At 65.8% G+C, this 18897-nt stretch carries 13 protein-coding genes, 1 tRNA gene and 1 pseudogene; 6 read left to right on the top strand and 9 right to left on the bottom strand.

Translation table 11 applies throughout. From position 1 onward, the window contains the following. Positions 1-125 precede the first annotated feature (125 nt). Positions 126-202: transfer RNA gene (locus FHY03_RS05190), tRNA-Met, on the top strand. Between the two features lie 211 nt (positions 203-413). Beyond that, complete coding sequence (locus FHY03_RS20940; protein ID WP_260158647.1) at positions 414-659, top strand: hypothetical protein; 246 nt, start codon at positions 414-416, stop codon at positions 657-659. Between the two features lie 207 nt (positions 660-866). Here FHY03_RS20940 and FHY03_RS21405 read toward each other — a convergent pair. Further along, a pseudogene (locus FHY03_RS21405) lies at positions 867-1931 on the bottom strand (recombinase family protein); the annotation flags it as partial. A 327-nt stretch (positions 1932-2258) separates the two neighbouring features. Here FHY03_RS21405 and FHY03_RS05175 point away from each other — a divergent pair. Together FHY03_RS05175 and FHY03_RS05170 are read left to right on the top strand one after the other, a co-directional pair. After that, positions 2259-2555 (top strand): hypothetical protein, encoded by a 297-nt coding sequence (locus FHY03_RS05175; RefSeq protein ID WP_183929171.1) that lies wholly within the window; start codon positions 2259-2261, stop codon positions 2553-2555. Between the two features lie 48 nt (positions 2556-2603). Continuing rightward, positions 2604-3452: a hypothetical protein gene (locus FHY03_RS05170; RefSeq protein WP_183929169.1), complete on the top strand. Its 849-nt coding sequence runs from the start codon at positions 2604-2606 to the stop codon at positions 3450-3452. A gap of 15 nt (positions 3453-3467) precedes the next feature. Here FHY03_RS05170 and FHY03_RS05165 read toward each other — a convergent pair whose 3' ends face one another. From FHY03_RS05165 to FHY03_RS05150, 4 genes are read right to left on the bottom strand one after another with little or no spacing between them, the layout of a single operon-like run. Continuing rightward, positions 3468-4226, bottom strand: a complete 759-nt coding sequence (locus tag FHY03_RS05165; RefSeq protein WP_183929167.1) for a ThiF family adenylyltransferase — start codon at positions 4224-4226, stop codon at positions 3468-3470. 12 nt (positions 4227-4238) lie between these two features. Continuing rightward, on the bottom strand, positions 4239-4619 hold the full coding sequence (locus tag FHY03_RS05160) for a multiubiquitin domain-containing protein (protein WP_183929165.1): 381 nt from the start codon (positions 4617-4619) through the stop codon (positions 4239-4241). Positions 4620-4628: 9 nt separating this feature from the next. Further along, a complete protein-coding gene (locus tag FHY03_RS05155; RefSeq protein WP_183929163.1) occupies positions 4629-5510 on the bottom strand; it encodes a hypothetical protein in 882 nt (293 codons plus the stop codon). Then, positions 5510-6079 carry a hypothetical protein gene (locus tag FHY03_RS05150; protein ID WP_183929161.1) on the bottom strand — a complete coding sequence of 190 codons (570 nt, stop codon included), beginning with the start codon at positions 6077-6079 and terminating at the stop codon, positions 5510-5512. Before FHY03_RS05150 ends, FHY03_RS05155 begins: the two co-directional genes overlap by 1 nt. Positions 6080-6281: 202 nt before the next feature. Between FHY03_RS05150 and FHY03_RS05145 the strand changes: the two genes are divergently transcribed. Then, positions 6282-6857, top strand: a complete 576-nt coding sequence (locus tag FHY03_RS05145) for a hypothetical protein (RefSeq protein WP_183929159.1) — start codon at positions 6282-6284, stop codon at positions 6855-6857. Here the strand turns inward: FHY03_RS05145 and FHY03_RS05140 are convergent. Continuing rightward, positions 6854-7519, bottom strand: coding sequence for a DNA N-6-adenine-methyltransferase (locus FHY03_RS05140; protein ID WP_183929157.1), 666 nt, complete (start codon positions 7517-7519; stop codon positions 6854-6856). The genes FHY03_RS05145 and FHY03_RS05140 overlap by 4 nt on opposite strands. A 552-nt stretch (positions 7520-8071) precedes the next feature. Here FHY03_RS05140 and FHY03_RS21400 point away from each other — a divergent pair. Next, positions 8072-8320: a transposase gene (locus FHY03_RS21400; RefSeq protein ID WP_409314150.1), complete on the top strand. Its 249-nt coding sequence runs from the start codon at positions 8072-8074 to the stop codon at positions 8318-8320. Between the two features lie 18 nt (positions 8321-8338). Here FHY03_RS21400 and FHY03_RS05130 read toward each other — a convergent pair whose 3' ends face one another. From FHY03_RS05130 to FHY03_RS05120, 3 genes are read right to left on the bottom strand one after another with little or no spacing between them, the layout of a single operon-like run. Continuing rightward, complete coding sequence (locus tag FHY03_RS05130) at positions 8339-10831, bottom strand: hypothetical protein (RefSeq protein ID WP_183929155.1); 2493 nt, start codon at positions 10829-10831, stop codon at positions 8339-8341. 2 nt (positions 10832-10833) lie between these two features. After that, positions 10834-14097, bottom strand: coding sequence for a hypothetical protein (locus tag FHY03_RS05125; protein WP_183929153.1), 3264 nt, complete (start codon positions 14095-14097; stop codon positions 10834-10836). Further along, positions 14094-18659: a DUF6603 domain-containing protein gene (locus FHY03_RS05120; protein WP_183929151.1), complete on the bottom strand. Its 4566-nt coding sequence runs from the start codon at positions 18657-18659 to the stop codon at positions 14094-14096. The genes FHY03_RS05125 and FHY03_RS05120 overlap by 4 nt, the downstream gene beginning before the upstream one ends. Positions 18660-18897: the final 238 nt, after the last annotated feature.

The following is an 18897-nucleotide window of genomic DNA, read 5'->3' as shown; positions in this document are numbered from 1 at the left end:
CAATGGTACTATCGCTCAAGCGATGGAAGAGTAGGTCGCCGCCAGGCATTGAAGCCAGCGCGTTGCAACACAAACCATCACATGAACCCATTCACACACACCGCTCTCCACCAAGGAGAGCGTGACGCGGGGTGGAGCAGCCCGGTAGCTCGTCAGGCTCATAACCTGAAGGTCACAGGTTCAAATCCTGTCCCCGCAACCAATCCAAACATACAATTGGCGCCCTCGGGCGCCTTTTGCTGTTTTGCGCTGTTGCGCGCCCCCGCAACCAACTCGAACATACAATCCTCGGTATCTTGGCCAGAGGTATGGTCCGCCTTGCTGCGGGCTCCCGCAACCACGTTCTGCAAACGACCGCCCTGGCTCAAGTCAGGGCGGTCGTTTGCTATGTGCAGGATCTGCGCGAGACGTCCGTGGACCAGCAGGTCGACGCCGCGGCCCTCCGCCCGCGGTTCCGCTGTGATCAGCTCGATGAGATTCCTGAGGGCGAGCCGCGCTTCGCCGGCCTCGAGCTCCGGCGCATTCAGGGCCTCGGTCAGCTTCTCGACGTTGCGGCAGTAGGCCTCGGCGAGATTGGGGTGCAGCGCGACCGCCGGTGTGACCTCCGCGTCCTCGAGCCGGCGGTCTATCTCGGCACGTTCTGCGAGCGCCGCCGCTAGGCGTCCCTTCATCTCGGCGTAACCGCCGATCCCGTCCGCCATCATGTCGGTCAGACGCTCGATGCGTCCGGTCACCTTGGCCCGCGCCCGCTCGACCTTTTCCTGGCTCGCGGCGATCTCCTTGCGGGCAGCCTCCGTGGTCAGCCGGTACTCCTCCACGAACGCCTCGACTAGGTCGGGCTGCAGGAGGCGGGTCCGGAGCGCGTCGAGCACGCGATGTTCGAGCTGCACCGTGCTGATCGTGCGCGTGTTTGAGCAGGTTCCCGTTGCTCGTGCTGTGCTGCATCCCCAGCGCTCCGCGCCGACCACGGTGAAGGTGCCACCGCATGTGCCGCACCTGACGAGGCCGGACAGTAGGCGCTTGCTGGGCCTCCGGCGCATGCCCGCGGCGCGCTCGGGCGCGTTCTCCAAGGCGGCCACCGCATCCCACACATGCTGCTCCACGATGCGTAGCTCGGGCACGACTTGGTGCTTCCACTCGCTCTCGGGGTTTGGACGGGATATGCGCTTGCGGGTTGCGGGGTCGCGCACGAACCGCTGCCGGTTGTAGACGATCCGCCCGACATAGAGCTCGTTATTGAGGATGCCGTTGCGTCGCTGCCGGCTGCCGCAGATCGTCGAGATGCGCCACGGCCCGCCGGTCGGCCCCGGAATGCGCTCGCGGTTGAGCTGCTTCACGATGAAGCTCGTGCTTCGGCCCTCCGCGCGCCAGATGAAGATGCGACGCACGATCTCCGCCTGTTCCGGCACGATCCGTCGCCGCCCGCGATCGATCTCGCCATTGGCGAGCACCTGGATGTCGGCCTCGTAGCCGTAGCAGAGCCCCCCCGGAATGCGCCCGGCGGCAACGCGCCCGACTTGGCCTCGCCGCGTCTTGTCGGCGAGGTTCTTGAGGAACACCGCTGACATGGTACCCGTGAAGCCGACCTGGAGTTCGCTGATCGGTCCCTCGGACACCGTCACCAACCGGCAGCCGGCGAACTCGACACGCTTCCAGATCGCCGCGATGTCTTCCTGGTCGCGGCTGATGCGGTCGAGCGCCTCGGACATGACGACGTCGAAGTCCGCGGCGCGCGCGACCATGGCGTTGAGGCCGGGCCGGTCGCGTGTCGCACCGGAAAGCGCGAAGTCCGGAAACACTTCGACGACGGTCCAGCCCTCGCGAGCGGCCCGCTCTCGGCAGAGCCGGACCTGGTCCTCAATCGAACGTTCGGATTGCCGATCCGAACTGTAGCGGGCGTAGATCGCCACTTTCGTGCCGATGGCCGTCATGCCAACGCTCCCAGGTTGCCCGCAGCCAGGCCGGCCGCGATGTTCATAGGTCGTCGGGTGACCGCACGACTGCGCGGACGCGCTCGGCATCCTTGCGCGCCAAGTCGCGGGCCAGCGCCTTGACGAACGCCAACAGTTCGGGGGGCGTCGAGGCCGGGATAGGATGGGTAGGCTCCACGCGTTCCGCCATGCGGTCTTGCCATGTGCGGCAGCCATGTAAGTCCCGCACGATATGGATAGCGTGGCTCTGCCGCCGGGAACGGCCTGGAAGCCGGAAGGGAGGGGCTGGAGTGATCCGGCGGGTGCCGGGGAAAAGGAGAAATCGTCATGTCCATGCTGCTCGTCATCGCTTTCGCCAATCTTGCCTCCCGCATCGTGCCGCGCCTGCTTGCCGAGGTGGTCGTAACCATCGTCGGCATGGTCATCGTTCTCGCCGGGCGTCGCGCCCGCCGAATGCTGCTGGAAAGTGCTTGTCCGGTTGGCGCCGTCGGCTGGGACCGGAAGCCGACCCGGGCCGAGGCCCGCGCGCTGCGGGGTGGGCTGAACGCTGCTCTCGACATGACAGTGTTCACGAGCCTGTTGCCGCACGTCTTGATCCGCGCGCATAAGCTCGCGGCGTTCTGAAGCCGCCACGACGGTTACGGGCGCGCCGGAGCAGACCAACGGGACAGCATGACAGGAGCAGGGGGTTCGCCGCGGGCCATCGCCGAACGGCTGCTGGCCACGGTCGATCCCGCGGCGTGGCAGCTGACCGGCGGGGCCGCGGCGTTCAGGATAGCGATTGCGGGAACCAGCATCGCATTCGATGCGAGCGCAGCCACCCTCGGAAAGGCGTTTGAGCAGCTCGCTTTCGCGGTCGAGGCGCGGATCGCGTTCGAGCGCGCCAGCGCCATGCTGGCGGCGGCCCCGACTGCCGGGCCGCTTCCTCTGTGGCTGGTCAGCGGGTCGGACGTGCTGGCACGCTGGCTCCGCTGGTCGGGATCGGAGAAGGCGCTCCGCAAGACGCTCCGCCTGAGTGACGCGCTGAGCCAGGCACCGGTCGCGGGCCATCTGGCGCGGCGGGCGCGGCGGCAGCTTGGCCAGTACGCTGCCAGGATCCGGGTCCGCCAGGGCGTGGCCGTGGCCGAGGCGATCGAGCTTGCCGAGCGCCCGGTTAGCGTTGCCGTCCTCGGAGAAAGAGCGTGCATCCGCATCAATGTCGGCGCATTCCCGGATACATTGCTCGGCGCTCTGCAGCAGGACAGCGGGCGCAATGCCCTGCGCAGCCTCTCGGAGGTCGTCGATCATCCTTTCATCGTTGCAGCCGACCTGAAGCTCACTGGCGTGCGCCATGCTGGCGCGGCGGTCGTGTTCGAGGTGGAGAGCCACCAAGCGCCGCTCGCACCGGTGCCGAAGGAGGCTTGGGCCGTCCTGCCGCGCGATGCCGATCCGGCGCACCCGTGGCGGCCGACGGCGAACGAGATTCGCGAGCATGACCGGCTGGTCGAAGCGGGACGAAGGCTGGTCGGCGGCCCGGCGTGAAGCACGTCCGCTCGCTCACGCGCCCGCGACGCGATCCGCGTTGATGATGGCGTTGCCGTCGGTCGCGTAGATGGCGTGATACTCGGCTTCGGTGTCGAGGTAGAAGCCGCGCAATTGCTTGTACTGGATGACCGCCAGCGTGCCGGCCAGCATGTTGAGGTCGGCGACCTGGATGTTGCTGCGGTAGAGCGCGTCGTCGGCATCGCCGGTCATCGGGATGCGGTCATGGGCGTGAACATGGTCGCGCATCACCGGGGTGCTGGTGGTGACGCGGACCAGCCCTATCAGCCGGTCGTCGACGAGGCTGAGCCCGAGGCCGCAGTCGATATAGGGCAGGTCGCGCGCCTCGAGCGTGGGTATGATGAAGGCACGGGCTGCGACGCTGTCGACGCAGACGAACACGAAGTCGGCCTCGCTAAGCAGATCGAGCGTGTCAGCCGTAAGATGCACCGGGTGCGCTTCGATGCCGGTATGCATGCGGCCATACACGCGGGCGAAATAGTCGACCTTGGTGAGCCCCACCTCGATGTCTTCGATTGCCATCGCGCCCGGCCAGCGAAACGCGTTGTGCTGCTCAGCCGCGTCGCCGTCGATCAGCAGGATGCGCGTCGCAGGCGTCTTGCTGACTAGATCGAGCACCACCGACCCGGTGCCGCCGAGCCCGACGATCGCGATCGTGCCGCCGACGAGCCGGTCCGACACCGCCTCGATGCCGGCGCGGGGCGAGGCGGTGTCCGGGTATACAAATGGGCTCGGGCGAATGCTGGCGTTCACGTCCTGCCGTCCTTAGCTGGCGAAGGTGGCATTGACGTTGACGAGGAGGCCCTCGGTGAGCGGCACGACGTCACCCGGCGTCAACAGACCGGTCAGCCCGCTGTCGAGCGCATGACGGTACGAAACCGTCGCCGAGCCGGGGCTCTGCCCCTCGCGATCGGGATAGGCGATGCGCAGTAGCTGCGCATAGCTGACGGTGCTGCCGCGCAGCGCGGTCCAGCGCCCGTTGATCGAGATCATCGTGCGGCCCGCCTCGGCGACGGGCTTCGGTGCGGAGCGTTCCGCCTCGCCGACAAGATACAGGGCGCGGCGACGCGGCGCGACTGCGGCCGGCAGGACCGACGGCAGGAGGGAGGTGCTTGACGAAACGGTGACGGCGGGCAGCATGGTCATTCTCCTTGTCTAGAAGGGTTGGGGGTCGAAGCGGCTGTCGGTCGGGCGCAGGCATCCGCGCAGCGCGTTGACCATGTCGGCATAGAGTGCCTTTGCGGACGAATAGGAATAGCGGGGCAACTGCTCGCTGATCCGATCCCATGAGCAGGCGCCGCTGCGCGGATCGATGCCGAGGTCGCCCATCGCCTCCAGACAGATCGAGAGCGCCAGCACATGATCCGTTCCGCCCGGAATCGGCCGCAGGGCGACCGCGTCCGCCTCCGGCGCGACCCACGACGGAACACCGCGTTGAAGGTCGCGCTGCAACACCCAGGTCACCTCGCCGAGGTCGACATCGATCCCTAGCCGATCCTCGCGCCAGCGGCGGCAGCGCGCCGGATCGAGCATCGCGTGGAGCCCGGCGAGGACATCGTCGCCGACCCGGTCGGCGCCGAGCACGGTGACGATGGGGTTGGCGCAGCGGGCGGTCGCCATCCCGATGGTGACGGGGGAGGCGCCGACCGCCTCGCCGATCTCGCCGGAAGCCGCGACATTGGCGGCGATGACGGGATCGGTAAGGTTGAGCACGGCGTGCGGCACCCCGGCGACGCGCGCCAGCCAGCGTGCGGCATGCGTGCGGCCCGCGCCGGGCACGCCGCCGAGGATCAGCGTGCCGCCGCCGAACCACGGCCGCTCGACAGCGAGCATCGCGGCGCAGCGTTCCCGCACCCAGTCGAGGAACTCGGGCTGATGCTCGTGCATGACCAGGAACGGAATGCCGTCGGGCCCGAGCCGGTCGCCGCCAAGCAGCGCGAACGGCTCGCCGAGTTCGAGCGGCAGCGGCTCGTCGCCCGAACCGTGGCCAACGATCATCGCAGGCGTCGCAGGCTGGAAAGCGGCGAGCGTCGCCATCAGTCGCCCCTCCACATCCGCAAGGGCCGCATGCCGCCGGCACCGCGGCCCTCTTTCTTCACGCGCCGCTCGGTCGCGAACATCTCGTCGACCAGCATCCGTGCGAGAGACTCGCCGCCATGTTCGGCAGCGTGATCGAGGAACGCGAGGAACCGATCCTTTTGCCAGCGCATCCAATCGCACAGACGGTCGCGCTCGATCGCGCGATCGTAGCGGATCGACCAGTCGGCCTCGCCGCTGCTCTTGCGCTGCAGTTCGAGCAGATGGCGGCCGTACTTGCCCTCGCGCGCGTAAAGGTTGACTATCAGGCGGTCGCGCGCGCGCTTCGCCTCCGCCTCCAGCGCCTCAGCGTGCTCGGCCACGGCCGCGGCGACGCGCGCCTTGGCGAGATCGTCCAGGGCCGCCCCGCCGAACATCATGGTAAGCCGTCCCAGAAAAGTGATGTCGAGCTCGCCCTCGCTCACGGCGTTCAGCAGCGCATCGCGCCCGTCCTCGTCGGCGAAGCCGCGACTCCAGATAACGACCGGTTCGGCATGGCTGCCGCGCGGCTGGACCAGCAGGTCGAGCATGTGATCGCCCTGCGTCCGCTCGCGAAAGCGAAAGGCGCTGTCGCGCGTATCGAGAATTGTCCTGCCATACATGTCGCGTAACAGATACGATCGTGTACGTTGCTTGTCAATGCTTCCGCTTGCCGTTCAGCGACGAACCGGGAATGCAGCGTCCATGCCCGTCGTACCCGCTTCCCGCTTGACGCTCCGCTACGCCCAGGCCGTGACCGTGCTGATGGCGGCGTGCGGAATCGATCCTGCCGCGCGATCGGCGTTCGCGGCGCGCGTCCGCCAGTTGCAGCGCCTCGGCATGCCGCCGCATCGGGAAGGGCGGGCCGATGGGCCCGCGTACGGGCTTGCGGAACTGACAGCCTTCGCCACCGCTGTCCGGCTGATGGCGGCATTCATGGTGCCCTCGCTTGCCGCCCGCTACGTCATCGAGTGCTGGCCGAGGCTGGCCCCGGCGCTCCTTGCCGGAGCGAGGGAGGCGCTGCCGGTCTCCTATCTCGCCCGACGACCGCTCGGCAACGAGACGGTCATCGTCATCGCCCCGAGCGCGCTCCACGATCTGGGCCGACAGGGCCGTCACGACGAGCGCTATGCTGGTACGCTCGGCGACATTGCCGTGGTCTCGCCGGCATCGGCCATCGACGCAGCCCGGCGCATGGGGGGCGGCGTCGTACTCGACACCACCGCATTCATGCCGAAGCTCGTCGCGGGCTTCGTCGATGCCGCGATCGCAACCGAGCAGGATACGATGCTTGAACTCGACCTGCTTCGCTTCGCGACCTGGGATTAATAACCGGGCGCGCAAAGGACGATCCTCGAGCCGTTGCCCCTAGGCGGAGCGGCACAGGATATGACCGGGTATGTCGTGGCGACACGCGGCGCGTCGCCAGGAATGCGTCCGGTGAAATCGGTCGCGAGGCGGCTCGGTAGCCACCACGACCCTCGCACGCGTTCGGCGAACCGCCGCTTCTGTTCTGGTGTGGCGCCGAACATCACGACCATCGCGCTGACCATGGTCGCTTCGGACCTGCCGTCCTCCCTGAAGAAGTGCGGACGCCCCTCGATGAAATACACGTCAGCCTCTTTCGACAGGACGTGGTGGAAGAGCCCGGTGTCGGTCTTGGCGGGAACTAGGCAGACGGCCGTCCCCACCTTGTGCTTCGACCACTGGTCGTGCGCCCGTTCAAGCCAGCGCTTCTGCTTGGACCAGGGCGGGTTGACGAACACGACGTCCCCTGACCAGTCGTCACGAAGGCCATCGTCGCCGCGGCGAACATCGAGATGCGCGCGTGGACGAACCGCGCTTGCCGGATGCCAACACGGGTCGAAGTCGATCCTGCCGAAACTCCGTTCGATCGCGCGGATTAAAGCCGGGGAGGTGAAGCGGTTGTCGCTGTCCTTCAACACAATCGCGTTCGCGAGTGTCTTCGGCTTGCGGGCACGGATAACCATAAGGGGCTCCTCATTGTCGGAGATTTGAAGAGACCCTGGCACCTGACAGCCCGGTCCGATCCGTTACCGGATCCACTGCCTCCCGATCGGGATAGGCATGCCGACCGCGTCGACGACGGCAGGCGTACAGCGGGTCAGGTATGCTCGCGTTCTTGCCGACTCGGCCTTTCCCCGGCGAGGGGTCGACGGCGTCTCGACGCAACGGGTGTCCGTGACAATATATCTAGAGATGTGGCCCGCTGCGTCAAGACAATGCGTACAAAGTTGTGGGGTTTTACAGATCCAACTTACAGGCGTCCTGTATCAAGCATTTTCAAGCCTTCGGCGTGCAAATGCTGCCTTGAGCTATGTGACCCATTTCCAGCCATTCAGCGGCCTTGTTGCGCTTCCCAACTTTGCCCATTCGTTCATGTGAACTGATCAAGCCCTAGGCGCCGCAGAGGTCGGCGCGGAACGACGTGATGTGGGACGAAGCCGCCATTCCGGTGAGAGCGGCGAACGACGGCTTTCGACGAGAGCGGACGCTCGCACCGGGCGTCGATGTTACAGTAGATTGGACAAGGTTGTCCGTGGCGCGACATGCATGAACGCTATGGTCTGTGGAGCTCGGTCTATGTGCGGTTCCGGCGCTGGGCCGAACAATGTGGGTGGGATCGCAACCGTATCGCGCGCATGTTCAGTCATCTCAAGCAGTGCCGCTGTGTCGCCACGCGCTACGACAAAACCGCCCTATTATTTGCAATCTTCGTCAACCTCGTAGCGAGGTGTAAATGGCTACCAAACTTTGTCAACGAGATCTAAAAGTTAAGCGTACACGCATCATTTTGGTTCGATGATATTGCGGTCGAGGCGGAAGCTGTTTCCCGTCCGGGCCAGATTTCGCAACTGCGGGTCGAGACGATATTGTCGCGGGTTCTTCGCCCTTGGCTGGGTCCATTGCGGATTCTCGATATCGTCCGACTGCGATAGCAGGAAGCCGAGCTTATACTTCTTCCAGTCAGGATCACTGTCTCTCGCGTCGGGTTTGAGCCCGCTCGCCACGACATAGGCATGGAGCTCGATCTTGAATGCGGCCAGCAATGCGGCCTCCCACGCGTCGCCATTCGCCTCGGCGGGAAGTGAGGCGGCAGCCTGCTCGTAGATCCGTCGCAAATGGCGGCTCGGCGCATCACCCGATATGATGGCCGACGGCTGATTGACATGCCACCGCATGATCAGCGCGATCATCAGCTCGGATGTGAAGACGCTGCCGATCGTTCGCCCCGTCGACGGATGAGTCCTGCTGTCCGTCGGGCTGACATCGTCTGGAAAACGGACCTTGTGAATGTCGCGTAGCCGCCGTTTCGCCATCTCGTAGAAGGCCCGGGTAAGGTCCCTGTCGCGCCGGCCTGCCTTCACCTGCCGGTAGAAGGAGCGCCACGACGGAAGATATTCGGTGATCTCCTGCGACGTGGCGGGCCGTACCTCGCCGCGATGGTCGGTGAATCCCAGGGGCACCGGATATTTCATCTCGCCATTGGGCGTCCGCACATGGTCCGCGATCTTCTTGTCGAGCGCCGCTGAGGTGTCGAGCCCGTTGTCGGTGAACACGGCGCTCGCCCTCCGGTGGCTCTGCTCGTCATAAAAGCGCAGATAGGCGACCAAGCCGCCCAGTTCATGCGGCGCGGTCGGGTTCGCGCCAGCCCCCGAGGCTGCCCAGTGGAACAGGCCGACCGAGAGATAACCCGCATCGAAGGCGTTGATGCCGTCGAGATAAGCCCAGCATTCCTCTTCGGCCACGGCCCGGATCACTTTGAACGTCGACCGCGTATCGACCAGCGACGTCTCCGACAGCAATGCGTCGCTTGCGATCCCGAGCATGCTCGATGGCGTGAACTCGGCGTCGGCGACCGCGACATAATCCTTGTTGTCCGTGTTGAGGGCCACGGGCCCTCCAAGATAACTTGTCGTATACCACCCGATGGGCTCGGCCTTCTGGATATCGAATCGGGCGCCCGGCCGGGCGAGGGCTGCGATATCCGCCGCGAACATGCGCGGACGGATATCGGGGAACTCGTTCCGAACCCACAGATCTTCCCGCACCGGCCGCGACCCTGCCTTGGGGAGGCCCTTGCTCAGTCCGGCGGCGTCCATGGCGAAGATGAGCAGCGGATTGTGAAACTGCTCGCGCGTCCAGAGCGCGACAAGGCCGCGGGTCTCCTGATTGGCGAGGCCGGTAATGCGATCCTTGTACGGGGCAGGATTGGCCGCGCAGCGAAAATTGCGCAAATCGCGCTCCGGGCGGACCGGCGGTCCCGGGCTGGCGCCCGCGATGAAGGCGCCGCCGGCGGCGATCTGGAGCTCGCGCAGCCTGAAGCTCAACGGGTGGGATATTGCCGACAGCGTGCCGAAGCCGATCGCATTCACGGCATCGCCGAATTTCGAAACCCAGGCCGTGCGGTCATATCGGCCCTGGAAAACGGCTGCGGCGGCGGCGCTCTCCGCGGCGGGATCGCGGACGATATCGACGATCTGGGATGCGATATGCTGCAGAAGCAGCCGGGTCGGAACCGCCTCGACCAGAGGTCTGGCGGGCGTGTCCGGCATCCTGCCACCCTCGGGGCATCGGCCAAGCGCGAGGCGAAGCTCGACTCTCGTCGCACCGCCCGGGGCATAACAAAGCTCGGGCATTTGCAACCTTTCGGCATCGTCCTGCGTCCCGTTCCAGGCCTTGCCGGCGCGCAGCGTCGGTTCGTAGGTGCCCGCAAGAAAGGCCGGAAGCACCGCCCTCTGCCAACCGACGTCGCCCGGCTCGATCTTGCGGCTGATGTCGACCTCCGGCATCGCATTCGCCAGCATCCCGTCGACCGGATCGAGAAGGGCCTCGCGCAGAAAAGCTTTTGTGAGCCGGACCGGACCATACCAGGCCGCCGTCGGTGCGGGACCGATCTCGGGGATCGCCATCGCCGCTTCGGCCGCTTTCAGATGCGTCGGTGCCAGCCACAGGACGATATGGCCGAGAATGCCGTCGAACGCCGCCAGCGAGTCTTCGGTGATCACACCCTTGGCATCGACGACGATCGGCGAGGTGGCCTGCCCGAGCGAGGCGGGATCGATCACGAAGCGCATCGTTCCGGGAAAGATCGGGCGCAGCTGCGGCATCGGCTGATCGACCGCGACATGACCGCGAAACAGGAGAGATTCGTCGACCGGCTCGGCGGCGACACCGGGCCATCCGCTCTCGATCGCTTCAGGCTGGGTGATCGTCTTTCGTTCATCGTCGGCGATGAAAAAGCGAAAGCGAAGCGGACCCCAAAGCTCGTCGGCCGCCATCGTTACAGGTCCACTTCGACAATGGCCGAGAGGCTGTTCACGCCGCGCGCCGAGGCCAACAGCCGGAATGCCCAGCGGCCCGGCGCCCCGCCCGGCGTGAAGTGATGACCATCCTGATCGGGGCGCAGCGCGATGCGCTCGAAATTGCGCGCGCCGGGTTTGCGGATCTGCAGCTCAAGCGCGGCATAGGGGTCGGGGTTGGACCAGGACAGCGCCACGCTCCCCGTGCTTGCCCGGCGTGCGACAAGGTTCGCAGGCGGGCGGAGTTCGCCTGTCGTCAGGCCGGTCTGGAAGTTCGACACATAGCCGTCTACGCGGCGGGTGATGCGGGCCAGAGGGTCGATCGGATCAAGCGCATGCCGGACAGCGCAGAGACGGACCTGCCACAAGGTGCCAGGTGCGAGATCAATCAGCTCGGTCTCGAACAGCGCTCCGCGTGCGGGCTTCAACATGGAGGGCAGATAATCCGCTACAGTGCGCCAACCCTGTTCGGAATCGGCGGCACCTTCGGGTGCGATCCGGACATCGATCCGGAAGCCGAGCCCGGTAAGGTCGCCCGCCTGCGTCCATTGCAGCCGCAGGGCTCGGTCGTGGATTGCCTGCGGCGGCGACAGGCTCGGTGGCGGCGCGATGCGAACATCCGGGACCCGGACGAGCGCCACCACGGACCATTCGCCAGGACGGTCGGCCTCCGAGATCGCGCGAACGCGATAGACCAGCCGGGTCGGCGCCTGCCCTGGAATTGTGGTGTCCGTCCAGCCATGGGTCAGCGCGCCGTTCGTCCGGCGAACGAACATCGTGTCGGGCGCTGCCCTCGCCGCGGCGATCAGGGCCTCGTCCGAACAGCCGGCGGCGAGGCCGAGGCGCGTGTCGAGGACATAGTCGACCTCATAGCGTTTCGCGCCGGCAACGGCGTCCCACCGAAGCGTGACAAGGGCATGCGGCTCGTATTGGCCGCCGCCTTGCGCCCAGAAGGTCCGGACTTTTTGTGGCTTGCCAGGCGGCGTGGCACAGAGAACCAGACAGGTCATCGTAGCCGACCGGATGCTCTCATGACCGGCGCCATTGGGTCCGTGCACATAGAAGGCATCGTCGAAGGCGGTCGCGTCGATGTCGAGCGCGCCCGACGAAAAGCCTGGGGGCAGATCCAGCAACCAACTTATCCTGTGCGAAGGCAGGACGAGCCCCGGCGACGCCTTGATTAGCGATTTGGCCCGCATCGCGCCGAGGCTTTGCCACTGGCCGAGAATTCTCGTCTCATGCGGCGCAAGCGCGTCGCGATTGACGTCGAATCTTCCCGACGCGTCGAGGCGCCCGGGCAGCGACAATCCCAGAACATGGACATAGAGCCGGGCGCTGGTGATCGGTGCAACCGGGTCCCTGGTGCTTATCGCGAAGTGGAGCTCATGCATCGACACCAGCCGCAGTTCGACCGGTATCGCAGGGTTCCGTGGCATGTGCCGGGTCGCCGTCGCGAAGACGGTCGGCGATATGGTCGAGGCATAGGCCGGTCCGATCGGCGGGTTCTCGCCTTTGGACCGCGCGACGGTCAACGAATAGCCGGCACCGGGATTGGCGGCCCGGATGAGGAAGCTCTTGCCGTCCACGATCAGGCGTTCGCCGATTATCGCGACTAGTTCATCATGCGGAATGACCGCCGGATCGCCGCTACGCCGCAGCGCAACCCGCGCCCGCAGATGTCCGTCCGCTCCCGCGATCCGCTCCGAACGGACGATCTCGAAAGCGCTAGTGCTCAGTCGCCGCCACCGCGCGAAGAGCGCGAAATCGACCGTATCGGGTGCGGCAAATTCGAGATCATGGCCCCAGTCGATGTCGCAGTCGACGGTCACCGAGCGGTCACCGGTCTGATAGTCAATCCGGTCGATCCCTTGGATCCGCGGCGGGTCCGGCGCGACGTCGTCAAGCAGCAGGGTGATCGCCGGTGATACGCCTCCGGGCGGTGCGTCGGGATCTGAAGGGTGGCCCGCAATCCCGAACAGGTCGATACCCCGCACGCGGTAAGCGAACCAGCCGATCATCGCGGGCTTGCCATAGTCGCGCGACTGGTCGTCGACCAGCTCGCCCCGGGCGATACTGCCATCTGCCAGCCGGTTTATCCCGAACCGCTCGTCGGGCATGCAGATCTCATAGTCCGCGCCCGGCGGCACCTGCGACGGAGGGGGAAGGTCAGCGCTGTCGGGGAAGCAGTATCGCTCGACGCGCCAGAATACGGGATCGTCGAGCGTCATCGCGCGAGGGCGTGGACCCGTCGGTGCGACGCGATCGCCGTCCGACGGCGCGGGCGTCCAGCTGATCACTGCGGTATTGCTGTGCGCGCGCTTGCCGAGCGCCGATCCACGCACGCGGTCCGCGAGTTCGACCAAGCCGGCCGCCGCAAGCGGTTCGGCGTCAGGCGGTGACCATCGGCCGCCCCTGCCGAGATGGCCTTTGAACATCTTGTGGCCGACAAGCCCTTTTGTGGGGCTCGCCGTCACATTGCGCGGCGGGGCGAGAGAACGCTCATAGAGGTCAACCCGCCGGCTCGCGATCTCGATCTGCGCGGCACCGAACCGCAGGCTATAGTTGATCTCGGCGGCTTGCGGCGTTCCGGCCGGCAAGAGGTTGTCCACGCCGAGCCCTGCGAACGCTGCGAAGCCGTAGTCGAGTGTCATCGCTTCGATCCGCTTGCGGGCGTCACGACGGTAGAAACGCCGGACCGCACGATATCGTGCGACGTTGGCCCTTTCCCCGCTCGCCTTCCAGTCGAGAAGATCGGCCCGCGTCGGCGGTGGCGCGCCCGGCCAGAAGCGCCGGGCGAGCTTCGTATCGGACCGGTGGCTGCCGCCCAACCGCTCGATGATCGTCTCCAGCTGCTTGTCTAGCTCGGCAAAGCAGGGATCGTTCAATGCGTAGAGCAGCAGCGCGCTCATGTCTTCGACCAGCGTCCCGGGCGCGAAGCGCGGCAGCATATTGAGGCCGACAGGCGTGCTCGACCGTTCTTGCGCCGCGTTACGGAGGGCTTCGGCGTCGATAATCCAGCCCTGCTGACCGTCTCTCTTGGCGCCCGGCGCCCCCACCAGCGGCATGCCGGCCAGAGGATAGATCTGCTCGGCAATCCCGTGATCGATCGTACGCCAGACCGAATAACATTCGGTGCCGAGCCCGAATCCCGGTGTGACCGCCCAGCGCAAGGCAACGACGAACCGATCGGAGACGGGCTGACGCTCGGGGCGCAACCGCCCGAACAGACTGGCTTGGAAGCTCATGACAGGACGTCCAGCCTTATGGTCCACAGAATAGGCCTGGCTAGGAGCCGCCCCTCGATGCTGCGCCGCGAGGCGGGCCTGTTAGCATCGGGCGCGTCATTCCACGCGAGCGAGACCTCAAGCGAGCCACCCAAGTCCTCGATCGGAACAGATGCCGCCAGGACGGCGATGGCCCGGGTGCGGTCGACATTATAGACCAGTGTCAGCCGAGCGGGGCCGATCGTCACCACCAGCCGATCGAGGCCGTCGTCGAGCGGTTCCGGGGACTCGATCAGTAGATAGGCAAGATCCTCGCCCCTGGTGACGAGGTCGATGCGCATCGTCGCAGCGCCAAGGACCGTCGGCGCCCCAAAGGACCGCGCAAGGTCATCGAACAGGTTCGAAGCCATGGCCACTGTCTGGACATAGCGGCGCGGGACAGGTGGCGGCACCGGCTGGGCGGCATGATCGGCAAAGTCCACGAACCGCGACGTGGTGAAACTCCAGCGGGCCAGGGCGTCTCCGATCAGCGACCCGCGGTCGGCCGGCAGCGGAGCGACGAGCTCGACACTATAGCGGGTGAGCGGGGACAGGCCGAGCGGTTTCATCGCGATCGGTAACACCAGGATCGGGCCGCTAGGAGGATCGCCAGGCTCGCATCCTTCGCCCAGACGGGCGTCGCGCCAATATCGGTCGGTGTCGCTTCCGCCGCGCGGTCCCTCGCGCCACGCTGTCGGCAGCAACGCGATATTCCCGGCTTCATCCAAGACCGGCTTGCCGTCGGCATCGAGCAGGCGCGCGCACAGATCGCGCCCGTCCAACTGATAAACCGTTTCAACCCAGTCCTCCTCGAACTGGACGATCAGATCATAGTGCCGATAGACCGGTCGCAATCCGTCGCGCGGATAGGTGTCGACGATCGCGCGCGACAGGGCGTCGCTCCACAACGGGGGTGGCAGAACGCCAAACTCGACGCTGTACGACGCATCGCTCCGGTCGACGGTGGCGGCCTGGCCGTTTTCGATGCTCGATCCCAGACCAATAGTCAGACGATAACGATGTCCGGGATGCAGGATTCGGTCGGCGACGCTGCCGTCCCATTCCTCCCGCGACGTGCCGTCGGTAACATCGTCGTGCGGATGCGAGGGAGAGGCTGCGATCTGCTCGCACCAGCACAGCTCGGCAAGGATGCGTTCGTCATTCCGCTTTGCGATGACGATGAGCCCGTCCTGGACAGGCAGCGCCTCCTCCAGCAGGTGCCATCGTTCGGGCGGCAGGCGGCTTTGGTCCCAATCGATCGATCCGATCAAGACTGTTGCAAGGCCGGGCGGCGCCCAGATGCGCAGCTCTTCATCATGGCGCAGGTCGGGGCCGACATCGCGGACGACGACGGGATCATGACGAAAGGGAGGCGCGTCCCACTGATACGCCCAACCATTGCGAAGCAGACCGCTGCCGCCGGGGGTCAGCCCGGACAGCGGAATGCATCTGCGGGTGAAAGCGTGCTGCGGCGTGCAATCGATCGGTGGCGTGTCCTCGACTCCGGCGCCGCTGTTCGAGCCGTCGCCGCTGAAGCGTTTTGACGTCCACAAGCCGATCAGGCTTTGCAGCGGCCGGCCGCCCCCAACATTGCCGGCTCCGTCCTCGCGCTCGGTCGGAGAGCGCAGGAAGGAGGTCCATAGCGGAACCGGCTGGCCGGGGTGCGCAAGGTCCACCAGTTCGAGGTCTATCAGCGTCCGCCGCGCATAATATGCGGAGATGTCCGAAAGCCGATCGGGAGCGGGATGCTTGATGAGCCCGAACGTCACGCGAGCCGCCAACGCCGGAGCGATCGTCATGCTGCCGGGGAAGCCAAGCATGATGACGCTGTGTGGATGGACCGGACCGAGACGCTGGGCTCCGCCCAGACCGGAGAGCAGCGCCGACACGACGCCGTCATCGACGACCTGGGGTTGAACCGCGGGACGCGGTGTCCATTGCCGCGGCCGGAAGCTCAGGTCGACCGGCAGCGCCGGCGCCTTCGGTGTCTCGTGGTCGGTCCAGCTGAAGCTGTACGACAGGCATATCTCGATCGTGTCGAACAGCAGGTCGATCTCAATACATTGGGTCAGCGCGACCTCGATCTGGAGCGGCTCGTCGATCTCGACTTCGATCCTGGAATCCACCGTGAAGGAAAGGGTCAGCCCGCAGGCCGACAGGCGCGCTCGGCCGAAGGCCCGCCCATCGCCCGAAACCTCGAGTGGGCCCCATGCCATCCTCAGGTCCGCCCGCAACGAGCCGACCAGTTCCGCATAGATGCTGCTCGTGCCGATGCGCAGTTCGATCGGCGCATAGCCACCCATCCGCACCTGCCGGAAACCGTCCAGTTCGAACCAGAATCCGGCCGAGAGCAGCCATTTCTCGTCGAGCTGCAGCAGCCTCGCCTCGACCGGCGAACCACGTTCGGGCGCTTGGCCGAGATAGGCCTTGAAGGCGAGCGGATCATTGAAGCGGAATTCGCCGCCGCCCCTGGCGTTGACGCCGAAGAAGGGCGGCATGTCCCAATCGGCGGCGAAGTCGAGGCGCAGAAGCTGTTCACCGGGCAGAATGGCGAGCAGCGCCGAGAGCGAGCCTTCCTTGTCCGAATTCATGCCCTCGCGTTTCGCGACCAGGCTCGCGGTCGCCGAGATGAAGAGCGCAAGCTCGGGAAGCGTCACGAGCAGTGCGCCCCGGCCCGATAGCATCCACCCGTCGTCGCTGGTGCCGACGACGACCCCGAGCCCGATCGCGGCAGCGCCTTCGTCGGCAATCCATTTGTCCGAAGTCGCCAATCCGATCGGTATCCCGGCGTCCTTGTCATGCTCGATGAAGAGATCGAAATATCGGCGCGGCCTGAGCGGCGGCGTCCGGTCGACCCTGAGCGACAGATTATAGGCGAGCAGCCCGGACACGCCGTAGAGCGAGAGCGCGGTCGCGCCGATCGGAATGCCCCCGGGGAAGACCTGCGCTTCAGCGGTCAGGAAGAAGGTGTTGAAGCCCTTCGCCTCCCGAATGTCGACCAGCACGTCGAGGCTCATGTCGAGCGCCTCGATGCTGAGCGCACCCTCGCCGCGAAAGCCGACGCCTTTCTCGTAGGAAAAACTCGCCGAGGCGTTGAACGCCCCTGGAACGCTGAATTCGACCCCGATCCCGTCGAACGAAAAACTGACATCGCCTCCACCGGGAATCCATCGGACGACGAGGCCCTCCACCGACGCGCCGGCGGGAATCCCGTCGACCAGCTTGACCCCCGCGCTCAGGCGAAGTTCGAGCGCCTTGGGATGGTCCCGCGGGCGTTCGAGCGAGAAGGACGTCACCGTCAGCTGAGCGATCTCCCAATCGACGCAGAAGGGAGCGGTGGTAGCAATCGAAGCGCCCCCGGCGAGCTTGAGGCCACCTTCATTGTCGATGCCGAGTTCGTCGAATTGCAGTTCGGGCCAGTCGTCCTCGAACAGCGGCTTCAAGGCTCCGCTCAGCCACAAGGTCGAATGCTTCGCGTCGGCGCTGACCTCGAGGCGCAGCGCGCGAACCTTGAGCTCGAGCAGCTTTTCGAATGATATGGTCGCGATAGCCGCCTGGGGCGCGGCCTCATCTTCGGCCTCGTCTCCGTCCTCCTCGGCGTCCGGCACAGGGGGCGGATCGCTGGCCCGTAGCGCGGCGACGACGCCGTCGCGGCTGATCCGGAAATCGGCGTCGAGCCACTGTGTGCCGCCGCCGCTTGCGAATTTTGAGATGTCGAGCGCGCCGGATAGCCGGGCTTCGTCCAGCCGCCCGTCCTCGAAGCGGATCGCCGCTTCCTCCAGCGTGAACGCCATGCCGAACAGCGTGGTGGAGATCGTGCCGCTGTTGCGAAAGGCGCCCCTCAGGCCGTTTTTGTCGACCCGCAGCTTCGTGGCTGAGAATTCGATCGGTCCGCCGCCATCCCTCTCGCCCCATGCCTCGGGGATCCGGATGGCGGCCTCGTCAACCGCAAGGCCGATATCGCCTGCCCCAAGCATGATCCCGTCGAGCTTGATCTGCAGCTCGGTCCCGGCAACCTTGGCCCAGCCGAGGCTGACCTTGTCGAAGCCCGTCAGGCGAAAGCCATCGCCATCGACGAGGACGCTACCATGGGTCGCGATCTGCGCGCCCTTTCCAGTGGCAGGGTCGAGCAGCAGCGACGGGTCGAACTCGAGCGCGAGCCCCAACCGATCCAGGCGAAGCGAACTTTCCTCGCCGATCCGTGCGATCCCGCGGACAGGGGGGCCGCCCCCGATATTGAGGCGAATCTGTGAAAAGCCGGGAAGGCTGAGGTTGAGACCCGCGGCGAAGTCGAACTCGGCGCCCAGAACGAAGGTGTCATTCTCGAGGGCGGTCCAGACCTGTCCGACATAGAGCTGCTCGAGAAGCGGGATGTCGGCGATCGGAAGCAGATTGTAGAGTGGGAAGTCGGCTGTTTCAATATAGTCGATCAGCAGACGGACAGAATGCCCTGGTCCCGGTGCCGCTCCGGCGATCGAGCGCGTGAGCTCCTCGGTACGAGACCGCGCATGCAACTCGGAAAGTGCAGTGGTGACATAACCCACGCGCGGGGGCCCTCAACTTTGTGCTAGCGCTCAACGTGGCATTCAACCGCCCGCGTTGCAATTGATTGTATCGGAGGCCGACCCACCGGTATTGAGAGCGGTGTGGTCGGCGAACTGGCTGCGGGCATAGGATGCGCTGCCTAGGATACACTGTTGATCCAGACGCTTTGTAAAAATTGGTGATCGATAAGGGATGGTTCGCCCCCTGATGAATTCGTAAGTAAGTCACAACGAGTTT

Source organism: Sphingomonas sp. BK345 (assembly GCF_014193845.1).
Lineage (GTDB): Bacteria > Pseudomonadota > Alphaproteobacteria > Sphingomonadales > Sphingomonadaceae > Sphingomonas.
This window is presented reverse-complemented; position numbering and strand designations above follow the sequence as displayed.